Origin of the sequence: Pseudarthrobacter polychromogenes, assembly GCF_014644495.1 — a bacterium.
Classification (GTDB): Bacteria; Actinomycetota; Actinomycetes; order Actinomycetales; family Micrococcaceae; genus Arthrobacter; species Arthrobacter polychromogenes.
On sequence record NZ_BMKU01000001.1, the window covers coordinates 153184 to 169980 of the forward strand.

A 16797-nucleotide genomic window follows, 5' to 3' on the forward strand; every position below is an offset into this window, starting at 1 on the left:
GTAGTTCAAATGCAGGACACCAAGTTTCTGACTGAGGAATGGTTTTGGGCGGCCGTCGCGGCGGTAGTGGGCAGTGCAGCGATCATCGGCGCGTTCTTTTCCTGGCTTACCGCCGTCATCATCAGGCATCGTGAACAGCCCGAAGCTGACTGGGCGGTGATGATGCACGGCTATGCGACCGAGGAAGATGTACCTGGAGTGAATGAAGCTGGCGTCCACCTCTCAGGGCGCATTTCGAATGCCGGTGACGGCGGAGCGTTCCGTGTGCGTCTCGAGTCCAGAAACTGTAAGGCTGGTTTCACGCCGGCTGACACGCAGGGGATGGTCGCCAAGTCCTTCATGCCGCCCGGGGCGGACCTGTCCTTCTGGATCGAGATGGACCTAGACAGCTGGAACGATGCGGAAGTCGACATCGTGTGGACGGCGCCGCCCACTAGGCTAAGGAAAGAGATGCGGTCACCCCTGAATCCGAAGGATTTCATGGATCCACCGGGGGTTCCTTTCACTGACCCGGACACCGGCGTGGTCTCCGAACGACCCGTGACTACCTTGTCTGCGGGTAGTTAGCTGTAGAGGCGAGCGTGAGGGAGCGCCAGCAGTAGTTTGCGGCGCGATCGCCGGGACCAGAATCAAGGACGATCCGGGAGTCACGAACTAGTCCACATTTCGGGAGTCTCCGGTTTCACCTGTCGTCTTGGGAGTACCGTTAAAAAGTGACGGGCTCCCCAGTCCTTGCAAAACATGGGAGCCCGCCGCTTGTCCGATAAGTACCGAACGAGCTGGTACCCTCTGAGTCCATGGTTGCACGGGCATGTGGCGCAAACAAGGACCCAGGACGGGGCAGGCCGGCTGGATTGGAGTGCGGCCATGCCGCATAACAAGAAGCGCCATCGCTGCAAGCATTGCAAGGGCAGGCAGTCGGGCCCGGTTGGTTGTATGGGGTGGAGGGCGGTGTACGTCCTCGTCAGCCTGATCAACCTGCTGATGTAGCGGGCGGGGTGCGCGGGCGTCATCGGCGCCCGCGCATTCGTTTGCCTGGCCAAAACTGCTCACGCTGCCTCCTCGAGTTCTTGTGGTTCCCCGGTGCAGCAGCATTTGCGGGCGCCGCCGGTTTCGTTGTGGGTGATCGCGGCGCACTTGGCGTTCCCGTGCCAGTGCCCGCAATGGTTGCAATGCCACATCTTCGGGGCCCTTTCGATTAGGTGGAAACAGTCCTGTTCACTACGCGGATGGGTGGGTAACCTCTCCCTATGAGTGAAGATGATCCGATAACCCCTGCTGATCTCGCCCGGGAGTTGGGCAAGAATCCGAAACGTATCCGGGACTATCTGCGGGATCAGTACGGCACGCTGCCGCCGGATGAAACGCGCTGGTTCCCGACTCCTGAGCAAGTGGCTGATGTTCGCCGCCACTTCGGGGCTTGATGGGCTGGTCCACGCGGAGCCGGCCGAACCACTCGATACGGGTCTCAGGCTGGGCGGTCACGCTGCGGCCTTCTGGAAGGGGATCGGGTAGAGCTCGCCGGCGTTGTTGCGCCATTGCTTGTTCAGGTGGACCCTGATGCGCAGTTCCTTGATGTTGCGCGGCTCCCAGCACTGGTAGTCGTCCTCGTTGAAGGACTCGTCATAATCGATGTAAGGGATCATCGCTTCGCAGTGGAGGCACTGCTTCCAGGCGTAGGCCATGCCGTCCCAGACGCAGAACTGGCGGCTGTAGACCTCGCCGTGGTCAATGGTGCGGTCGCAGGTGGCGCACTTATGGGCTCTGCGCGCCCGTGGGTGGGTGTGCTGCCCGAAGAAGGTCCCGCTCATGCGACGGCCTTGAGTGCGGCTTCGCATTCGCGGACCCGTTCACCAGCGACTTGCACACTGGCCCAGTCACCCCGACGCCCTACGGCTGCTTCCACGGCGCGGGTGTATGCCGCGTCGGCCGCCTCCAGCGCGGTCGTGAGGCGTTTCCGTTCGTGGATCCGGGCGACGAGGGTTTCGCCTTCAGTGTCGGCGATCAGGCCCCGCAGCCTCACCTGGTCGGCGAGGCCCTGCACGATCTGGGTGTCATGCTCGGCCATGGCGCCCACCTCCTGGAGTTCCCCGGCCGTCACTGGCCGGCCTCCACAAGGTACGCGCCGCGGATCTGGGCGATCTGGTTGAGGGCCTCGTTGGTGGTGATGTTGCCGAGGTAGAAGGTCTCCATCACGTTCCCGATCCTGTCCATGGCTTCCTCGGCGGTCACTTGGCGGTCTCGACGATCTCAGCGACGCGGTATTCCCAGTGGATACCGGCGGTCTTGCAGTCGTCGCTCCACTCGTCGGCGAACGCCTGGGCTGATTCGCGGTGCTTGTGCTGGTGACCGACCATGATCCCGCCACGGTCCACGACGATGTAGCCAATGACCTTGGGCTTGCGGTAGCCGAGGCTCTGAAGGTGGTGGGCGAGCGGGCCGGCGAGGTCCACGTCGGGGCCTCCCGTGACGGGGGCTTTGCGGATGTCGTCCGCAATAGCTTCGGTGGTTCTGGTCCGAGTCTGAGTACTCATCGGGGTTTTTCCTTTTCGTGGTCCGGCTGGGATTGCAGTCCGCGTGGCCGGGGGTTTTCGGGTACCCCCAGCCTAGCAACTATAGCTTGCAGTAGCAACAACTGTTAGTTGTTCAGGTGGTCGCGGGAAAGCGTGAGGAGCGCGACGAGGTCACCCATCGTCAGCGTCACCCACTGGTCCTCCGGCCGCCCCTTCCCGTGGCGTTTGTGAACCACCATCCCAGCGAGGGCGTCGTCGTTCCCGCGCTCCGTCTCAGCCTCACCAGCCCACGGGCCCAGCAGCGTCTTCGCCGCGTTCTTGCACTCGATCACCAGCCGGTGGCCGTGGTGGCGGAGCCCGGCAATGTCGCCCCGGTCCTTCGCCCCCGCCTTCACCCTGCGGTCGATCCTGTCGTCCACGTGCTCGGCGAGGTAGTCGGCCACCATCCGCTCGAACGACGTGCCGGCCTTCTTCGCTGATGCCCTGGTCCTGGTCATGTTCTTCTCCTCAGTTGGATCAAATCGTACTCGTGGCTTGTGCGCCTCAGAATCGTTCCTAAGCGCCTGTCAGAACCCGGGATGACCAATCACCCCGCCCCACCCCTTTCGGAGCGTCCTGGCCCTGCTGGCGGCTCGCTGGACTGGGTGCATGTCGGGGGTGCTGGATCGGGGGTGTTTGGTGGCCCCGTAGGGGAGGGTTTGGGTGGTGATCATGCTGCGGCCTTGTGGGTGCGGCGTTGCCTGTGTTGGCGGCGTTCTGCGATCGGGTCGTAGTTGATGTGGTTGATGCCGAGTTTGATGGCGCCTGTCGCGTAGGTTGGCGCGGTTTCGATGCTGCGGAGCACTGCGCGGTGTTCGCCTGCTTCGTGGTGGGTCCAGGCGGTGCGGGGGAAGTAGCGGCGGATGGTTTCGGCGTCGGCGCCTTCGGTTGCGTGGATCTCTTTGTGTGACCAGCCGTCGTAGAGCATTTGCCAGATGGTGTGGAGGCGTTCCTCGGTCATTGGTCGGCCGCGGTAGGGGTGGCTGAGGCCGAGTTCTACGCGGATGCGGCGGATGCTGTCGGGGTGGCAGCCCAACTGCTCAGCGATGACCCGGGTCGTTACGCCTTGGGTGATGAGGCTGCGGACGTGGTCGCGGTCGATTCTGGCGTTCATGATGCTTGCTCCGTTTCTGGTTCGTGGTGTTTGCCGAGTGCGTGGTGTGGGCGTTGGCCGGTTTTGATTTCTGACCAGCAGCAGCGGCAGTTGTGGGCTTGTTCGCCGATGTGGTCCTTGCAGGGTGGCCCGGGTGGGATGTGGGCGCCGGACTCCTGGACTGGCTGGTCCCAGTGCTTGCCGGGCTGGTAGATGACCGCTGGTGTGCGGGCGACTGGTGTGCCGTCCGGGTTCCGCCTCGTGGCTGCTGTGACTGCTGCCTGGGCGAGTTGGGGGAACGTTCCGGGGTGGTCGCGGTTCCGGCCGATGAGGGTCATGAGTGCCGGGGTTCCCCATTCGGGCCGGAGCTGGTGGAGGATGCCTGCCAACGCTTCGGCTTGGGGTTTTGTGATGGGCTGATGGTCAGTCAAGTGTTCTGCTCCTCACGCGTTACCTAAGTGACGATTGACTGATTTCTTTAGCCGGATCTCTTTGAAACTGTTGTTGAAACAGAAGGTGAGATAGGCACTTAGGTGAGTAGTTAAGTGTTTATGTTTATGGTGCTAATGCTTTGCTAACCGTTTGCTATAGCAGGTGCTATGGCAGCTGCTAAGCGTTTGCTACCCGGTTTGGCAGTGGTGGCAGCCGGGGTCTGTGACGCCTTTCTTCTTGTGGTGGCGGACGTGAGCCCCGAACGCGCCGGCCTCTGCCTTGTTCGCCTGGTACGTCTCGATCTGCACCCTGGAGTGCTGGTGTGCGAGGTAGTCGTGCAGTTCGTATGTGCCGTCCTCCAGCGCCGTCACGAGCCCTGCCTCGATGAGTTCCTTCCCGGCCTTGGGCCCCCTGTTATTCAGTTCGAGCTTGGTGAATTTCCCGTCTGATCTGGCGTCGTTGCAGTCCGCTATCAGCTCCACGTGCAACCGGAAGGCCCGGTCACTGAGGGCCCTGATCTTCCGGTGTCTGGGGTATTCGTTGGTGAGCGTGAAATACGGCCTCGTGTCCTTGGCCACGGCTCTTTCCTTTCTGGTGGCGCCAGAACCAGCAGCACTCGCTGCGAACAAGCGCTGCTGGTTCCTGAGGGCATGGCTAAGCAGCTCTAATTTAACTGGCTATATGATTCGAAAATGCTATGGGGAATAGCGCCTGAGTCTTGGGCCCAGTTGTGGAGTGGCGTCATCGGCTCATTCGTGGCGGCAATAATCGGCGGCTTGGTAGCGCTTTGGGTCGTTCGCCTGACGAACGGGCAGCAGAAACAGCACGCCTCTGATGCACGGCAGATAGCAGCTATCGCAGATCTGCTGGCGGCGGTCTCAGCCATGGAAAAGAAGTATGGGGATGGGCCTGTCGCCATCCAAGATCTTTTGTTGGTGGTCCAGGCGGCTGCGATTCGCTGGGTGATCGAGGCAGACGATGAGAAGCTTTCAGGCGAGCTAGCCCACTGGCCGTACCACATGGGGACTCTGGCTTTGAAGACGCATGCGAACTTTGACAGCGACAAGAGAGAGACGTACTTGACGTGGCTTTTCAATGCTGGAAGCGACCTTACTTTGTGCGGTATGGCTTGGCCGAAGGGAACTCCGTCTACTCGTGACGCCCACGTGTTGCTGCTGACCGTCCGTCGAACGGAGAGGGTGGCCGCCATGAAAGCACTTGAGGAAGTGGAATCTGCCAAGACCGAGACTGGGTAGAGATTCATGGGCTGACCAGCGTCTCGGCCATGCAGGCGACGAGGTCGCGGGCGGCGGGCGGGGTGACGGCGTTGCCGGCCATCTTGACCTGTTCGCGTTTGTTGCCGAGCATGATGTATTCCTTCGGAAAGGCCATGCCTGCCTTGATCTCGTGGGGCTCCAGCATCCGGAATTCGCAGTCGTCGATGTCCGGGACCTTCCACTCGGCCAGGCCGTGGTGCAGCCCGTTGGCGGCGAAGGTGTCGAGCGGCTGCCCGACGTCCTTTGGCGCGTTGGTCCCGCGGAGTGTTGTGATCATCGCGAAGCGGTCGACGGTGGTGATGGTGGGGATGGCCTTGGAAGTCGGTTGCATCTGGCCGTTGCCGTAGTACTCCATGAGCATGTGATGGCCTGGCTGTGTGATCAGCGACTGGTGGCCGGCGGTGGTGAGCGTGCGCATGACCTCACCCGCCGGAGTGGACATCTCGGCCCCGGAACCGCGACTTGAGTTGTTCCGCATAAGCAGCGGCGGAACGAGCAGCCCCGTCTCGTTCCGGGTGGTCTGGGTCCGCATGGCATCCGCTGCCAGCTGTGCCTGCTTGCCCTCGCGGCCCTCCACAGGGACCAGCAGTGACCGTGTGTAGGCCGTTGTCTGGGTCTGGAAAGGCTCGGCGTTGACGGCGCTGATGATCTGCGAGCCGCGGACTGAGTCGATGGATACCGGCTCCTGCCCGTACTTGGCGAGGCCAGCGATGATCCTGGCCATGGTCTTCGGCGCGAGTGGCCGTTTTCGGTCGCCGATGCGCTCCCCGCGAAGGGTCCAGTCGATGGCGTGGGAGGCAGGCAACCAACCGGGCTCTACGATCTGGTTGCGGCAGGAGGCGTGGGGGCAGCGGTAAACGTACTGGGCGCGGTAGCGGCCCCACTGCTCGGTCTTCTTGAAGACCTGCATGGCGTCGACAACCTGGTCGCAGCTGGAGCAGTAGGCCTTGGGCCGGAAGTACTTCTCCGTGTCCGGCGTCTTGTTGCCTTTGAGCCAGAAGAGGACGTACATGCGGTCGCGGGACTGCGGCGCGGGGAGCCCTCCGTGCTGGGCGTGCATGCTGTTGAGGTACTGGATCTTGTGCTCGTAGCCGAGGGACTTCATGGCCATCAGCCAGGCGTCGAACATGACCCATTTTGCGGCGTCGACGACGTTCTCGGTGATGATGGCGCGGTAGCGGTGGACTTCTGCGAAGCGGGGCACGTCCCACATGGTGGCGCGGGACCGGTCTGCGGCCTCGTCGGGGAGGGTGTCGCCGAACAGGTCGGCCTGGTTGGTGACGCGCTTGCGGCCCTTGGCCACGGAGTGGTTCGTGCATTCCGGGGAGGCCCAGAGGATGTCCGAAGTGGCGATGTAGCGCGGGTCCGTCTCTTTGATGTCGGCCTGGACGTGGACGGTGTCCGGGTGGTTGGCGTTGTGCGACTCGAGGGCCTTGTCCCAGTGGTTGAGGGCGGTGCGGACGGTGATCCCTGGGAGCGACGTCGCTCCGGTGCTGGATCCGCCGGCGCCGCAGAACATGTCCGTCATGGTCAGGCTCATGTTGTGAGTCCTTTCGTGAGTTGGGTGTATCGGTTGAGGGCCCGGAAGTCGCCGCCCTCTTGGTAGGTCCAGCCTTTGCCGGGGAAGTGTTTGCGGATGGTTTCGCGGGCGAGGCCGGTGGTGCGGCAGACTTCGCGCTGGGATGCACCGTCGTTGAGGAGGTCGGCTGCCTGGTTGAGGAGTTCCTGGCTGGGCGGCCGTTTGAGCTTCTTCATTTGGTGCATCCGCGGCATTCGCCGGTGGAGTTCAGCGGCCCCTCGCAGGACGAGCACGTAGGGACTGTTGTGGCTTTGCGGGGTGCGGTGAGTGCGGGCTTAGGCGGTTTTAGGGCGAGGGTCTTCACGAGGCGGCCTCCAGCGCCGTCTCGTCGCGGTGGGTGATGTGCTTGCGGATGTTGTGGGGCTGCAGGCCGGACCAGTGTTTCTCCCCGTCTGGTGCGGAGACGACGACGGTGGGCGCCTGGCGGTAGCCGAGCGTCTCGGTCACGTACGCGAAGGCTGCCTGGTCGGTCTCCATGTCCACCTCGGTGTAGGTGACGCCAGCCTTGTCGAGGAGGTCTTTCGTTTTGCCGCAGCCCCAGCATTCGGACTTGGTGTAGACGGTCACGGCGACGCCGTCGCGGGCTTCGATGCGGGGCTGGATTTCGGTGATGGTCAAGGGTTTCTCCTACTGGTAGTGGTTGCGAACGCCTGCCACTCGTTTCTGAGGGCAGGCGTCCGCGGGGTGATTGTTGTCAGAAAGGGGGTTCCGTGTCGGTGGTGGTGCCGCCCCAGGCGCTGCTGGTGTCGGCTGCCTGGCCGCCGCCCCAGCTACCGCCGCCGCTGGAGGCTTGGCTGCTGCTCTGCTTCCTTGGGCCCGCCCAGCGGAGATCAGGGCCGAGGCTGCTTACCTCGATCTCCTGCACCGTGCGCTGCTGCCCCTCCTTGGTTTCATAAGAGCGGGAGGTCACTTCGCCGTAGGCGATGACTGCCTGCCCCTTCTGTAGGGTCTCGGCCACGTTCTCAGCCAGATCCCGCCAGGCGGAGCAGCGGAAGAAGTTGGCCGGCTTGTCCTTCCACTCGTTGCTGTTCTTGTCGAAGACCCGGGCGTTCTGGGCGATGGTGAAGTTCGCCACGGCCGCGCCGGATGGAGTAAAGCGGAGTTCGACGTCGTTGACGAGACGCCCAAGGATTGTGATGTTCAGTTCGCCTGCCATGACTACGCTGCTTTCTGCTGGGTTTGGATGGGCCATTCACCGTTGACGACGGCCGCGGGGTCTTTCCTTCGGAAGTACTCCTGGAGGGAGGCGCACTGCTCGGCCCGCCACCGGACCTGCCATCCGTGAAGGGTGGCCGCTGGCACGGCCAGAGCGGGGTATGCATCCGGGAGGCGCCGGGCAATCTGCATGGCCGCCAGGACATCCGCCTCCGCGTTATGCGCGTTCTCCAGCTGGACGCCGTAGACGCCGGCTACATCGACGAGCTTTCGCGATCCTCGGCGGAACTTGTCCGCTTGCTTGTCGATCACGAACGGATCGATCACGGGGAAGCTCATATCGAGAGGCGCCTCCTCGTAGCGAATGAGCTCCTGCTGAAAGAGGGTCAGGTCATACGCTGCGTTGAACGCCACGAGTGCCATGTCCGGATGTTCGGAGGCGAACGCTTGGATCACAGCGCGGATCTGGGGGAGCGCTTCCTCCGGGTTCTCCCCATGGGCGATGACCACCTCAGTGGTTACGCCGTGGACGCTGGCTGCTTCCTCCGGGATCTCAATGCCCGGGTTGATCAGCCAGCTGTGCCGCTGGGAAGGAGCTTCCGGGGATGCCTTGATGACGATGGAGCAGGTGACAATGCGGTCTTCGAAGACGTTGACTCCGGTGGTCTCGAGGTCAAAGCCAAGCAACGGACCCTCGTGGTAGGCGCCGCCCGTCACTGGGCACCTGCCTGCGCGAGGCCCCACTGGGCGTCGACGTCGGGAAGGACGCCGTCAGCGTCGGCCGGGGGAGTCTCGGCCTCCTCAATGAACCGCGAGGCCTCGGCTTTGGTGAGTTCCTTGGAAGAGTTGAGGGTGCGGCCGGTGAACTGGGAGAGTTCGGCCAGGCCGGACTCGCGGTCGTTGGCGCCGAGCTTTCCGAGGATGACGTGGATCTTGGTGAGCTGCGCCGACGTCGCCACGGGCTCACCCGGCGTTTCCACCGGTTCGGGGGTGACCTCGTCCTGGGGTGCCTCGTGCACGACCTCTGGCAGGTCGGGTGCGGGCGCCTTGGCACGGGTGACGGTGCGCTTCGCCTTCGGCTCGGCAGCCGGGGCGGCCCCGGGGGTCTGCTCGCCGAGGTCGTCCAGCTCCACCTCTTCCACGGAGGTCGCGGCGATGCCGGTGAGGACGTCGGGGGCGATGACGCGGCAGATCTCGGCCTGGCACTTGGCGGTGAGCATGCCGATGGGGTCCGTCTGGTACTTCTTGTTCGACGTGTAGCCGGCCTTCTGTGCGCGGGCGATGGTCCACTCAACACGGGTGAACGTGGTTTCGCCCTTGCGGCGGCCTTCGTAGATGACGCGCTGCTCTGTCGCTTCGATGCGGCGGATGGTGTGGCCTGCCTGCATGACGAGGGCTGCCATGGTCCGGGCGTACATGGACGGCCGGCCGGAGACGACAAAGATGTTCGCCAGCGCGTTCATGGGGTCGAGGCCGAGGGACTTACCCGCGAGGATGGCAGCCGCGGCGGCTTCGGGCTTGCCCCGGAAGGACTGGGGGACGAACTCGGTGCTGCAGAGGGCGGTGCCGAGCTGGTGGGCTGCGGCGAGTTCCTGCGCCCATTCCATGAGGGACACGGTCGCGGCCGTTGCGGGCAGGGCGTTGGCGTTGAACGCGGCCATCGGGGCCGCCTGCGGGATAGCTACTTCGGACATTTCAGGCTGCTTTCTGTTCGGTGGTGACCGGGGCGCCAACGATGGCTTCCCGGAGCTTGGTGGTCTTGTGCGTGTAGGCGGCAGCAAGGAACATCGCGTAGTGGCCGCGCATCTCGTCGCGGTTCCTCGCCAGCGGGTAGAGGGTTGTGCCGAGTGGCGCGTCGCCGTAGCGGGCGTTCTCCCCGTCACGATCCATGGGCGTCACATGGGCGACATAGGTGGCCACGATCTCGGGGAGTGGCTGCTCATTGCCGTCCTCGTCCATATAGAACTCGGCCAGGGAGTAGGCGGCGCACTGCAGCCCGGTCTCGCCGTAGACGTACTTGGAGGTCTTGAGGTCGATCATGACGGGCTTGCCGTCGTTGAGCAGGGGAGAGGTGCCGATCATGTCGAACTTGCCCGCGTACCAGTCCTTGCGGCTCGCGCACGGCCGCTCCATGAGGAGGGGCGTGATCTGGAACTGGTCGAGGAAGGCCGCGTAGCCCTCGACGTATCCGACCAGGTCGTCCGGGACGTCGTCGACGGTGCCGGTGGTGGCCAGCGCTTCGGCGAAGTCGTGCACGGCTGTACCGCGTACCCCGGCCTCGTCACGGACCTTGGCAGGGATACCTGCGAGTTCGCGGACCATGTCGACGTCGTCACGGTTCCGGAGGGATTCGATCTCTGCCGGGTTCGCCTCGACGTATTCGGCGACGGTCTTCCCGGACCAGTAGATGAGTGCCGGCTTCGGGATGCCGCCGTTGAGGATGGTGGTCACACCGGTCACGGGCAGGCCGTCCAACTTATAGCGGTGGCCGTTGTGGGTGAAGGTGAGGCCCTTGACTGGGGTCTTGGTCTTGGTGGTCATTGCGTTTCCCTTTGCTGGTCGATGTCGTCGCAGGTGCAGTCGGTGCAGGTGTGGTGGCCTTGCGGGCAGAGCCCGTGGCCGCGGCAGTCACACATCGCAGTCGCCGGTGGGGCACGCTCCGGGCCGGTGGGCGAGATGCAGGTCCGCTTGGTCGTTGCGGATGGCCCAGGGGATGAACGTGGCGGCCATGACTGCTCCGGCGAGGAGTGCGGCGATCATGCTGCCAACTCCCAGTGGTTGCGGAATCCGCTGATGATGTCGTCGATGGCGGTGATGAGCTGGCCTTCGAGGTACTCGGCGAGTTCGGGGCCGTTGTCCCATGTGCCGGAGGCGTTGTGGTGGTGGTCCTCGTGCCGCCCTTGTTCAAGTGCCGCTAGTTCGTCCAGCCAGTTCAAAGCGTTTTCGACGTCAGACGGAAGGATGAATATCTCGAGTGCTCCAGTGATCCGACAGGCGAGGCGTTCTGCGTCCTGGTCCGCGTTGGCGACGGTCTCGTGGTAGCTGACGATCATGTGTCGGGCGATGGCTGCGGCCTGCTGCTTGGTGAAGAAGTAGCTACTGGTAAGATTGGTGCTGTTCATCGCAGGATTCCTTTTCGTGGTTGCGGTGGGCGTGAGGTCCGTGGGTTGCAGCCCGCGGGCCTCTTTTTGTTGATGGTTCTACTGTAACTGCTACTCGCGACAAAAACAACTACGAGTTGTTTTTTATGCGACTTGAAGAGGCTGCTTATCCCTCACCTTGTACGCCCACTGCACCGACGAACCAAGCACGGCCGCGACCTCCGGGCCACGGCAGCCGGCATCGAACGCGGCACGCACAGCCTCCCGCTTCCTGTCCTGGGCAGCGGCCGCCGCCGTCTCAGCCTCAACCGCGGCCGTGTGTGCCTCGGCCAGCTCCTTCAAAGCCTTGTCCTTCTTCACTGGTTACTCCTTGTCGCCTGGTAGTAGTCGATTGCTTTCGGCGGGATCCGCCACGGGCTCGTCTTCCCGCCCGTCTTGTACGCGCCCCTGAGCGCCTGGGTCTGGCAGTGCTTCTTCACGGTCTGCTGCGGCTCTGCCAGCATGACTGCGACCTCAGGAACGGTGTATGCGAGGCGGGGGAGTTCCTTAGTCTTAGGCGCCGGCACGTGGCACACCCCGCCATGCGTGAAGGAACCCGCCATGCCGAGACTTCCGGCGGCTGGACGAGTAGTCCGCCTTCGTGATCAGGCCGCGCTTGGATGCCGTGCCGAAGACGCTGCCCCACTGGTTCTGATGCTTCGGCGGCTCCGGTACACCGCGCTCCCGCAGCGTGTCCGCCGTGAACGTCGCTCCGGTCTTCGCCAGGTCCTCAATCTCCTCCAGGGCTCGGACCTTCCATGGAACCTCCGGTTCAAGAACTGCTGCTTTCATGACAGGTCCTCCTCGTCGATCGAGATAGTGCCGACCAAGAAGCGTTCACGGCGACCACGGGCACTGGCCTGCAGCTGCTCGATGTCCGCGGCTTCCTCTGCTGCTTCCCGGTCGGTGTAGACCTCTTCGCCGTTGATCTCAGGTTGGCCGGAAGCTTGGTTGTATTCCACCACCACGAATCCGATCTCCATCAGCGCAGCCCCTTCATGAGCTTCTGCAGCTGGATTCGCTCGGCGTTGTCCGTGACGACGACGTCGGTGACGCCGTCCCACGCGCAGACCTCCAGCGCTTCGCGGCCGGTTGCGACTTCGATCACACCGCCGTTGATCGGCAGCGGTTCGATATGGCCGGCGCTGATGAACCCTGCGCCAGTGACGTAGTAGCCCTCGGTGCCGCCGATGGTGGCGACGCCGGAGCGCAGGCGGCCGAGTTTGGACGCGCCGTCGCGGAAGCCGGGCCAGTATCGGACGGGCGTTCCTTGCTGTAGTTCGGTGGTCATTCGGTATTTTCCGTTTCTGTTGGTGTGGTGAGGGTCCAGCCCATGAGGGTTTCCAGCTCGAGTAGTGCGTTGTGGAGTTCGTCGGCGGTTGCCATCCCGCACCCGGTGTCCTCGATGAGGTCGCGGAGTTTCTGTGTGCGGGCGGGCGCTTGGGTGGGGGTTTGAGTGGCTGAGACCATGGGCTGTTTTCCTCTGTGTGGTTATGCGGCTTGCGGGACGGGTTGGCGTTTGGTGCCTGCCGCGTTTGTCATCCTGGGCACGCGTGTGTCCTCGTGGCGTGTGAAGAGTTCGTCGACGTCGCGGCGGAGCCACTTGGCGATCTGTGTCGCCAGGTCTTCTGAGCAGCGGGTCATGGTGCCGGTTTCGAGTGCGGAGATGGCCGCTTGGGTGCAGTTGCACAGCGAGGCGAGCTGGCGCTGTGAGTAGCCTTCCCGTTCGCGGCGCTTCTTCAGCGTGGCCGTGCTGATGGGCTTCATGTTGACCTCCCCCCGGAGTCTTGTTCTTGGGCGCCTCGTGGATGCGCGCCTCTTTGCGTCTGTCTTGGTGCTGCCTCTTTGGTACTCGTACATCTAACTACCTTTCTCGTTGGCGTGACAAGTGAAGCTTGCAGCAATTGTCTTTCACTTGTCAAGACTGCGGCTGTTTTCTCCCGCGATTACTGGGCTTTAGACGGTTTACTTGTATTTGAAAAACTTCTGATCGCTCGTACAAGTAGTACAACTAGGGCAAGGATTGAGCCATGCACAACAGACCCAAGACGTTGAAGGACGTGGCGCAAGCCGCATCCGACAACAACGGCGGCGCTGGGGGGCGCCAACTGGGCCGAATCGCAGAGAAAGCAGGACTGACGATCGCCTACACAACGATCGACAAAATCCTCGCCGGCACCTACACATCGCGACCAGGAAAGAAGACCCTTGAAGCACTCGCCCAGCTCGCAGGCCTACCACTAGCAGTCGTTTACGAGGCCGCTCAGATGGAACTCCCACAAGCACGACTCGCAGACCAGCTACCACCCGACGTTGATTCGCTCACCCCGGAGCAGCGCCGCATCGTGATCGACCTCGCACGGCTCTTCGTCAAACAGAACCGCGAACTCGCAAAGTTCGAGGTCGCCGTAAAGAACACCTACGAATACGACGAGGACACACAGGCAAACCAGCGCCTGGCCGCCCGCGAACAAGACCCCATGATCGGGCACGACCAGCTGCCCGAAGACACCTAAGACCACCTGAAGGAAACACTCACATGTCAGAAGGAAAAGCCCTCCGCCGGCTCATTAACGAACGCCGAGGGGACCGCAACAACGGGGAACTGTCCCGCGACTGCGGCGGCATCCCCACCCAGTCTCGCCTGCAGCAGCTCGCGAACAAGCCCATCAAGACCTTCCCGGACCCGGACACCATCCGCGGGCTCGCCCGTGGCCTAAACGTCACCATTGAGCAGGTCATCTCCGCCTGCGCTGCTGATCTGGACCTGCCTATGGGAGCACCGGACGACTCCGCCCTCGTTCTCGGCGGCGCCCGCTACCTGCCCGACACGTCTCAGCAGCTCCTCGTGTCCCTCTCCCGCGAGATGCAGCGCCTCTCCGACGTAACAAACGCCGCCGGGAAGTCCCACTAAAGACTCGTTGTCGGTGCCGGTCTGTAAGTTCTCGCCCTATGGGGTACGAGCAGAAGGCCGAAGAAATGGGTGTGAGGATTCTCTACAAGAACCCGCCCAACGGCTGGTGGGGTTGCTGGGACCCCGACAAGCGCCGCATCCTCATTCACCCCGCACTGGGCTATATCCAGCGCCGCTCGACCGCCTGGCATGAACTCGGCCACGCCCACTACGAGCACGTAGGGTGTAACCCGAAACAGGAACTGCAGGCCCGCGAGTGGGCTGCCCGTCACCTCATCAAACCGCAGGCGTTCATCGACGCTGCCCGGATCACTGACGACCTCCTCAGCATCGCCCACCGTCTCCACGTCATGCCCGACGACGTCAAAGCGTGGGAGAAATCCCTGACCCTGGAGGAGCTCATCCACATACGGAAGGAAATCAATGGGCACCCTGACTGACCGGGAGAAGGGCATCCTGCAACTTGCCGTCGCCCCGTACAAGTACCCGGCCGCCCGGGAACGCCAGGCAGCGGAGGAGTTCCAGCTGACGCCCGTGCGTTTCTGGCAGGAGGTCAACCGCCTCACCGACCACCCAGGCGCATACTCCTGGGACCCGCGCACCGTGAACCTGTTGTTCCGCCGGCGCATCCACCGCGACCGGCCGCGCCTCGCCTCGAGGATCCTCTGATGGCCAGGGTAGAAGACCTCTGGGTCCGCAAGGACAAGACCCGCACCCCCGTGTACGGGAAGGGCAAAAGGTACCGGGCCGAGTGGACCCCGCCCGGGCAGAACAAGCAGCGCAAAAGCTTCGCTACCAAGGCCGCGGCCATGGACTTCCTCGCCGAACAGGTCGACGGGATGAACAAGGGCACCTACGTGGCCCGGCGGAAGCGCGTCCTGCTGGCCGACTATGCCGAGATGTGGCAGAAGCACCAGCTGCACCAGCGCGCATCCTCGCGGGAGCAGATCTCGGCGAAGTTCAAGAACTACATCCTGCCGTCCTTCGCGAACCGGGCGCTGGACGCGGTGCAGCGCGCCGACGTGCAGGAAGCTGTGGGGGAGTGGTCCGAGACGCTGGCCCCGTCCACGGTGAAGGTGACCTACGGTTACCTTGCCTCCATGTACAAGGCCGCGGTGCTGGATGGGCTGATCGCCAAGACCCCCTGCGTCGGGGTGAAGCTCCCCACGGTGGAGGACGTGCCTGTCGTTCCGCTGCGCATGGAGAAGGTGCAGGACCTGGCCGACCGGATCTGGAAGCCGTACCAGCCCATGGTGGTGTTCTGCGCCGCGACCGGGCTGCGGTCCTCCGAGCTCCGCGGCCTGACCTGGGACCGGGTGGACTTCGACGCGGCCATGATCAGCATCGACCGGCAACTCATCGGCAGCAACTCCGCCGACCCCGTGTGGGGCCCGTTGAAGACCAAAGCCAGCCGGCGCCGGATCCACATCGGCAACCATTCCATGCAGCTGCTGAAGACCCTGCACGCCGGGCCGCAGGGTGTGGGCGGACTGGTCTTCCACTCGTCCGGCCGCGCCATCGTGAGGCACACAGCGAACGAGGCATGGCGGAACGTCCGAACCAAAGTGTCCGGGCTGGGGGATGGGTGGCATGAACTCAGGCACTACCACGCGAGTCAGCTCATTGCCGGGGGCATGTCCCCGGTGGCGGTTGCCCACCGCCTGGGGCACAAGGACGCAACCGAGACGCTCCGTACTTATGCCCATCTTTGGCCGGACGATGACACCAAGGCGGCGGCCATCACGGACGGTGGTGTTACGTTGGATGTCATGGCGTTTGCCCATGGATTGCCCATGGACGACGAGGATGGCCGCTGATGGCGGGGATTCAGTCAGAACCCGGCGTATCGGTCAACCCATCCATCCACACTGGTTTGACCTTGGACGATGTGTTGGGGATCCTGAACCGTGCCCGCAAATCATGACCCGCAAGTCAGCCCCGGCGCTGCTCGTCCGCAGCAAGTCCCCGGACGCAGCCAACAGGCTGTTGCCCTGGCCGGCTTCTTTTCGCTCTCCCTGGCCGCATGGGCCGCGGCGTCGGTCCCCATCATCCTGCATTCCAGCGGCTGGTTCGCGGGGTCGGTCAAAGCCCCCTGGATGCCGCCCGGCTGGATGTTCAGGAGCATGTGGATGCTGCTGTACGCCGCGGTTGCGGTGGCCGCCTGGCTGGTCTGGCGCAAGGGAGCCCTCACCGGAGGCACGCTGGCGGGCTACCTCACCCAGTTGGTGCTCAACGCCGCATGGCCGCTGGCCTTTTTCGGACTCTTTCCCGTGTTTGGCGGTGCGTCCCTCTGGGCGGCTTTCCTGGTGATCGCCGCCCTTGGCACCTCGGTTGCCTTCCTCATCCTGCGCTTCGGTCCGGTCAGCCCCGCAGCAGGCCTGTTGATGCTGCCCTACCTGTCCTGGGTGGTTTTCTCCTCCAGCCTCAATCTCTATTCGGCCCTCCACAACTGATGTCCTGGCGCAACGGCTTTACCTGTGAGTGATTTCACTCGATCAGGGCCGAATTACGGACGCCAGCCAATTTAGAATGGATGCGGACGCAGGAGTTCTCCCGCCGGAGTTGCGTTCGCAGCCGGCGGTTTTTCTTTGCGTGTGATCCAGGCGCCCGGGGGCCGACCCCCGCGGGCGCAGGCGCCCCTGCACGACATGTGGT

General features: G+C 63.5%; 33 protein-coding genes. 9 read left to right on the top strand and 24 right to left on the bottom strand.

Translation table 11 applies throughout. From position 1 onward, the window contains the following. Positions 1-9: 9 nt before the first annotated feature. Both IEX43_RS00775 and IEX43_RS00780 read left to right on the top strand, forming a co-directional pair. On the top strand, positions 10-567 hold the full coding sequence (locus IEX43_RS00775) for a hypothetical protein (RefSeq protein WP_188808650.1): 558 nt from the start codon (positions 10-12) through the stop codon (positions 565-567). Positions 568-1250: 683 nt separating this feature from the next. Then, the gene (locus tag IEX43_RS00780) at positions 1251-1424 is read left to right on the top strand and encodes a hypothetical protein (protein ID WP_188808651.1); all 174 of its coding nucleotides are present in this window, start codon (positions 1251-1253) and stop codon (positions 1422-1424) included. 57 nt (positions 1425-1481) lie between these two features. On the opposite strand, the gene IEX43_RS00785 is transcribed toward IEX43_RS00780, so the two are convergent. The 8 genes from IEX43_RS00785 to IEX43_RS00815 form a co-directional block, all read right to left on the bottom strand. Next, the gene (locus IEX43_RS00785; RefSeq protein WP_188808652.1) at positions 1482-1811 is read right to left on the bottom strand and encodes a hypothetical protein; all 330 of its coding nucleotides are present in this window, start codon (positions 1809-1811) and stop codon (positions 1482-1484) included. After that, on the bottom strand, positions 1808-2068 hold the full coding sequence (locus IEX43_RS00790) for a hypothetical protein (RefSeq protein WP_188808653.1): 261 nt from the start codon (positions 2066-2068) through the stop codon (positions 1808-1810). The genes IEX43_RS00785 and IEX43_RS00790 overlap by 4 nt, the downstream gene beginning before the upstream one ends. A gap of 29 nt (positions 2069-2097) precedes the next feature. Continuing rightward, the gene (locus IEX43_RS20425; protein WP_268238329.1) at positions 2098-2232 is read right to left on the bottom strand and encodes a hypothetical protein; all 135 of its coding nucleotides are present in this window, start codon (positions 2230-2232) and stop codon (positions 2098-2100) included. Further along, the gene (locus IEX43_RS00795) at positions 2229-2534 is read right to left on the bottom strand and encodes a hypothetical protein (RefSeq protein ID WP_188808654.1); all 306 of its coding nucleotides are present in this window, start codon (positions 2532-2534) and stop codon (positions 2229-2231) included. The genes IEX43_RS20425 and IEX43_RS00795 overlap by 4 nt, the downstream gene beginning before the upstream one ends. A gap of 104 nt (positions 2535-2638) precedes the next feature. After that, positions 2639-3010, bottom strand: coding sequence for a hypothetical protein (locus IEX43_RS00800; protein ID WP_188808655.1), 372 nt, complete (start codon positions 3008-3010; stop codon positions 2639-2641). Positions 3011-3222: 212 nt separating this feature from the next. Then, a complete protein-coding gene (locus IEX43_RS00805) occupies positions 3223-3666 on the bottom strand; it encodes a MerR family transcriptional regulator (protein WP_188808656.1) in 444 nt (147 codons plus the stop codon). Continuing rightward, positions 3663-4076 carry a hypothetical protein gene (locus tag IEX43_RS00810; protein WP_188808657.1) on the bottom strand — a complete coding sequence of 138 codons (414 nt, stop codon included), beginning with the start codon at positions 4074-4076 and terminating at the stop codon, positions 3663-3665. The genes IEX43_RS00805 and IEX43_RS00810 overlap by 4 nt, the downstream gene beginning before the upstream one ends. 189 nt (positions 4077-4265) lie before the next feature. Then, positions 4266-4655, bottom strand: coding sequence for a hypothetical protein (locus IEX43_RS00815; RefSeq protein ID WP_188808658.1), 390 nt, complete (start codon positions 4653-4655; stop codon positions 4266-4268). Between the two features lie 114 nt (positions 4656-4769). Between IEX43_RS00815 and IEX43_RS00820 the strand changes: the two genes are divergently transcribed. Next, positions 4770-5333, top strand: a complete 564-nt coding sequence (locus tag IEX43_RS00820; protein WP_188808659.1) for a hypothetical protein — start codon at positions 4770-4772, stop codon at positions 5331-5333. A gap of 4 nt (positions 5334-5337) precedes the next feature. Here IEX43_RS00820 and IEX43_RS00825 read toward each other — a convergent pair whose 3' ends face one another. From IEX43_RS00825 to IEX43_RS00895, 16 genes are all read right to left on the bottom strand, one after another. Continuing rightward, the gene (locus tag IEX43_RS00825; protein WP_188808660.1) at positions 5338-6894 is read right to left on the bottom strand and encodes a DNA cytosine methyltransferase; all 1557 of its coding nucleotides are present in this window, start codon (positions 6892-6894) and stop codon (positions 5338-5340) included. Continuing rightward, positions 6891-7109 (bottom strand): helix-turn-helix domain-containing protein, encoded by a 219-nt coding sequence (locus IEX43_RS00830; protein ID WP_188808661.1) that lies wholly within the window; start codon positions 7107-7109, stop codon positions 6891-6893. The genes IEX43_RS00825 and IEX43_RS00830 overlap by 4 nt, the downstream gene beginning before the upstream one ends. Positions 7110-7233: 124 nt before the next feature. Beyond that, on the bottom strand, positions 7234-7551 hold the full coding sequence (locus tag IEX43_RS00835) for a glutaredoxin family protein (protein WP_229666246.1): 318 nt from the start codon (positions 7549-7551) through the stop codon (positions 7234-7236). Between the two features lie 76 nt (positions 7552-7627). Then, positions 7628-8089 carry a single-stranded DNA-binding protein gene (ssb, locus tag IEX43_RS00840; protein ID WP_188808662.1) on the bottom strand — a complete coding sequence of 154 codons (462 nt, stop codon included), beginning with the start codon at positions 8087-8089 and terminating at the stop codon, positions 7628-7630. A 2-nt stretch (positions 8090-8091) separates the two neighbouring features. Further along, positions 8092-8805, bottom strand: coding sequence for an exonuclease domain-containing protein (locus tag IEX43_RS00845; protein WP_188808663.1), 714 nt, complete (start codon positions 8803-8805; stop codon positions 8092-8094). Further along, positions 8802-9782, bottom strand: a complete 981-nt coding sequence (locus IEX43_RS00850; RefSeq protein WP_188808664.1) for a hypothetical protein — start codon at positions 9780-9782, stop codon at positions 8802-8804. Before IEX43_RS00850 ends, IEX43_RS00845 begins: the two co-directional genes overlap by 4 nt. A gap of 1 nt (position 9783) precedes the next feature. After that, positions 9784-10629 (bottom strand): hypothetical protein, encoded by an 846-nt coding sequence (locus tag IEX43_RS00855; RefSeq protein WP_188808665.1) that lies wholly within the window; start codon positions 10627-10629, stop codon positions 9784-9786. A gap of 87 nt (positions 10630-10716) precedes the next feature. Beyond that, a complete protein-coding gene (locus IEX43_RS20430; RefSeq protein ID WP_268238330.1) occupies positions 10717-10848 on the bottom strand; it encodes a hypothetical protein in 132 nt (43 codons plus the stop codon). After that, a complete protein-coding gene (locus tag IEX43_RS00860) occupies positions 10845-11210 on the bottom strand; it encodes a hypothetical protein (RefSeq protein ID WP_188808666.1) in 366 nt (121 codons plus the stop codon). The genes IEX43_RS20430 and IEX43_RS00860 overlap by 4 nt, the downstream gene beginning before the upstream one ends. 123 nt (positions 11211-11333) lie before the next feature. Next, complete coding sequence (locus IEX43_RS00865) at positions 11334-11549, bottom strand: hypothetical protein (RefSeq protein WP_188808667.1); 216 nt, start codon at positions 11547-11549, stop codon at positions 11334-11336. Then, positions 11546-11791, bottom strand: coding sequence for a helix-turn-helix domain-containing protein (locus IEX43_RS20535; protein WP_377102788.1), 246 nt, complete (start codon positions 11789-11791; stop codon positions 11546-11548). The genes IEX43_RS00865 and IEX43_RS20535 overlap by 4 nt, the downstream gene beginning before the upstream one ends. Then, on the bottom strand, positions 11742-12020 hold the full coding sequence (locus tag IEX43_RS00875; protein ID WP_188808669.1) for a hypothetical protein: 279 nt from the start codon (positions 12018-12020) through the stop codon (positions 11742-11744). Before IEX43_RS00875 ends, IEX43_RS20535 begins: the two co-directional genes overlap by 50 nt. Next, entirely contained in the window at positions 12017-12211 is a 195-nt protein-coding gene (locus IEX43_RS00880) for a hypothetical protein (protein ID WP_188808670.1), read from the bottom strand. The genes IEX43_RS00875 and IEX43_RS00880 overlap by 4 nt, the downstream gene beginning before the upstream one ends. Beyond that, positions 12211-12519, bottom strand: coding sequence for a hypothetical protein (locus tag IEX43_RS00885; RefSeq protein ID WP_188808671.1), 309 nt, complete (start codon positions 12517-12519; stop codon positions 12211-12213). The genes IEX43_RS00880 and IEX43_RS00885 overlap by 1 nt, the downstream gene beginning before the upstream one ends. Next, complete coding sequence (locus tag IEX43_RS00890) at positions 12516-12698, bottom strand: hypothetical protein (protein WP_188808672.1); 183 nt, start codon at positions 12696-12698, stop codon at positions 12516-12518. The genes IEX43_RS00885 and IEX43_RS00890 overlap by 4 nt, the downstream gene beginning before the upstream one ends. Before the next feature lie 21 nt (positions 12699-12719). After that, complete coding sequence (locus tag IEX43_RS00895; RefSeq protein ID WP_188808673.1) at positions 12720-12995, bottom strand: helix-turn-helix transcriptional regulator; 276 nt, start codon at positions 12993-12995, stop codon at positions 12720-12722. 500 nt (positions 12996-13495) lie between these two features. On the opposite strand from IEX43_RS00895, the gene IEX43_RS20175 reads away from it, so the two are divergent. The 6 genes from IEX43_RS20175 to IEX43_RS00925 all read left to right on the top strand — a co-directional run bounded on the left by IEX43_RS20175 (position 13496) and on the right by IEX43_RS00925 (position 16595). After that, complete coding sequence (locus IEX43_RS20175; protein WP_229666247.1) at positions 13496-13744, top strand: hypothetical protein; 249 nt, start codon at positions 13496-13498, stop codon at positions 13742-13744. A gap of 23 nt (positions 13745-13767) precedes the next feature. Then, the gene (locus tag IEX43_RS00905) at positions 13768-14142 is read left to right on the top strand and encodes a hypothetical protein (protein ID WP_188808675.1); all 375 of its coding nucleotides are present in this window, start codon (positions 13768-13770) and stop codon (positions 14140-14142) included. A gap of 71 nt (positions 14143-14213) precedes the next feature. Further along, positions 14214-14582, top strand: a complete 369-nt coding sequence (locus IEX43_RS00910; RefSeq protein WP_188808676.1) for an ImmA/IrrE family metallo-endopeptidase — start codon at positions 14214-14216, stop codon at positions 14580-14582. Then, positions 14566-14811: a DUF3263 domain-containing protein gene (locus IEX43_RS00915; protein ID WP_188808677.1), complete on the top strand. Its 246-nt coding sequence runs from the start codon at positions 14566-14568 to the stop codon at positions 14809-14811. Before IEX43_RS00910 ends, IEX43_RS00915 begins: the two co-directional genes overlap by 17 nt. Further along, on the top strand, positions 14811-15959 hold the full coding sequence (locus tag IEX43_RS00920) for a tyrosine-type recombinase/integrase (RefSeq protein ID WP_188808678.1): 1149 nt from the start codon (positions 14811-14813) through the stop codon (positions 15957-15959). The genes IEX43_RS00915 and IEX43_RS00920 overlap by 1 nt, the downstream gene beginning before the upstream one ends. Positions 15960-16049: 90 nt before the next feature. After that, positions 16050-16595: a TspO/MBR family protein gene (locus tag IEX43_RS00925; RefSeq protein ID WP_188808679.1), complete on the top strand. Its 546-nt coding sequence runs from the start codon at positions 16050-16052 to the stop codon at positions 16593-16595. The last annotated feature ends 202 nt before the right edge of the window (positions 16596-16797 follow it).

Excerpts from the sequence above, each read along its gene's own strand:
- IEX43_RS00915 (WP_188808677.1), top strand. The coding sequence starts at position 14,566 with ATGGGCACCCTGACTGACCGGGAGAAGGGCATCCTGCAACTTGCCGTC.
- IEX43_RS00830 (WP_188808661.1), bottom strand. The coding sequence starts at position 7,109 with ATGAAGAAGCTCAAACGGCCGCCCAGCCAGGAACTCCTCAACCAGGCA.
- IEX43_RS00820 (WP_188808659.1), top strand. The coding sequence starts at position 4,770 with ATGCTATGGGGAATAGCGCCTGAGTCTTGGGCCCAGTTGTGGAGTGGC.
- IEX43_RS20175 (WP_229666247.1), top strand. The coding sequence starts at position 13,496 with ATGGAACTCCCACAAGCACGACTCGCAGACCAGCTACCACCCGACGTT.
- ssb (WP_188808662.1), bottom strand. The coding sequence starts at position 8,089 with ATGGCAGGCGAACTGAACATCACAATCCTTGGGCGTCTCGTCAACGAC.
- IEX43_RS00885 (WP_188808671.1), bottom strand. The coding sequence starts at position 12,519 with ATGACCACCGAACTACAGCAAGGAACGCCCGTCCGATACTGGCCCGGC.
- IEX43_RS00775 (WP_188808650.1), top strand. The coding sequence starts at position 10 with ATGCAGGACACCAAGTTTCTGACTGAGGAATGGTTTTGGGCGGCCGTC.
- IEX43_RS20535 (WP_377102788.1), bottom strand. The coding sequence starts at position 11,791 with ATGGCGGGTTCCTTCACGCATGGCGGGGTGTGCCACGTGCCGGCGCCT.
- IEX43_RS00825 (WP_188808660.1), bottom strand. The coding sequence starts at position 6,894 with ATGAGCCTGACCATGACGGACATGTTCTGCGGCGCCGGCGGATCCAGC.
- IEX43_RS00795 (WP_188808654.1), bottom strand. The coding sequence starts at position 2,534 with ATGAGTACTCAGACTCGGACCAGAACCACCGAAGCTATTGCGGACGAC.
- IEX43_RS00905 (WP_188808675.1), top strand. The coding sequence starts at position 13,768 with ATGTCAGAAGGAAAAGCCCTCCGCCGGCTCATTAACGAACGCCGAGGG.
- IEX43_RS00785 (WP_188808652.1), bottom strand. The coding sequence starts at position 1,811 with ATGAGCGGGACCTTCTTCGGGCAGCACACCCACCCACGGGCGCGCAGA.
- IEX43_RS00880 (WP_188808670.1), bottom strand. The coding sequence starts at position 12,211 with ATGGAGATCGGATTCGTGGTGGTGGAATACAACCAAGCTTCCGGCCAA.
- IEX43_RS00895 (WP_188808673.1), bottom strand. The coding sequence starts at position 12,995 with ATGAAGCCCATCAGCACGGCCACGCTGAAGAAGCGCCGCGAACGGGAA.
- IEX43_RS00780 (WP_188808651.1), top strand. The coding sequence starts at position 1,251 with ATGAGTGAAGATGATCCGATAACCCCTGCTGATCTCGCCCGGGAGTTG.
- IEX43_RS00790 (WP_188808653.1), bottom strand. The coding sequence starts at position 2,068 with ATGGCCGAGCATGACACCCAGATCGTGCAGGGCCTCGCCGACCAGGTG.
- IEX43_RS00875 (WP_188808669.1), bottom strand. The coding sequence starts at position 12,020 with ATGAAAGCAGCAGTTCTTGAACCGGAGGTTCCATGGAAGGTCCGAGCC.
- IEX43_RS00920 (WP_188808678.1), top strand. The coding sequence starts at position 14,811 with ATGGCCAGGGTAGAAGACCTCTGGGTCCGCAAGGACAAGACCCGCACC.
- IEX43_RS00850 (WP_188808664.1), bottom strand. The coding sequence starts at position 9,782 with ATGTCCGAAGTAGCTATCCCGCAGGCGGCCCCGATGGCCGCGTTCAAC.
- IEX43_RS00805 (WP_188808656.1), bottom strand. The coding sequence starts at position 3,666 with ATGAACGCCAGAATCGACCGCGACCACGTCCGCAGCCTCATCACCCAA.
- IEX43_RS00860 (WP_188808666.1), bottom strand. The coding sequence starts at position 11,210 with ATGAACAGCACCAATCTTACCAGTAGCTACTTCTTCACCAAGCAGCAG.
- IEX43_RS00800 (WP_188808655.1), bottom strand. The coding sequence starts at position 3,010 with ATGACCAGGACCAGGGCATCAGCGAAGAAGGCCGGCACGTCGTTCGAG.
- IEX43_RS00890 (WP_188808672.1), bottom strand. The coding sequence starts at position 12,698 with ATGGTCTCAGCCACTCAAACCCCCACCCAAGCGCCCGCCCGCACACAG.
- IEX43_RS00855 (WP_188808665.1), bottom strand. The coding sequence starts at position 10,629 with ATGACCACCAAGACCAAGACCCCAGTCAAGGGCCTCACCTTCACCCAC.
- IEX43_RS20430 (WP_268238330.1), bottom strand. The coding sequence starts at position 10,848 with ATGATCGCCGCACTCCTCGCCGGAGCAGTCATGGCCGCCACGTTCATC.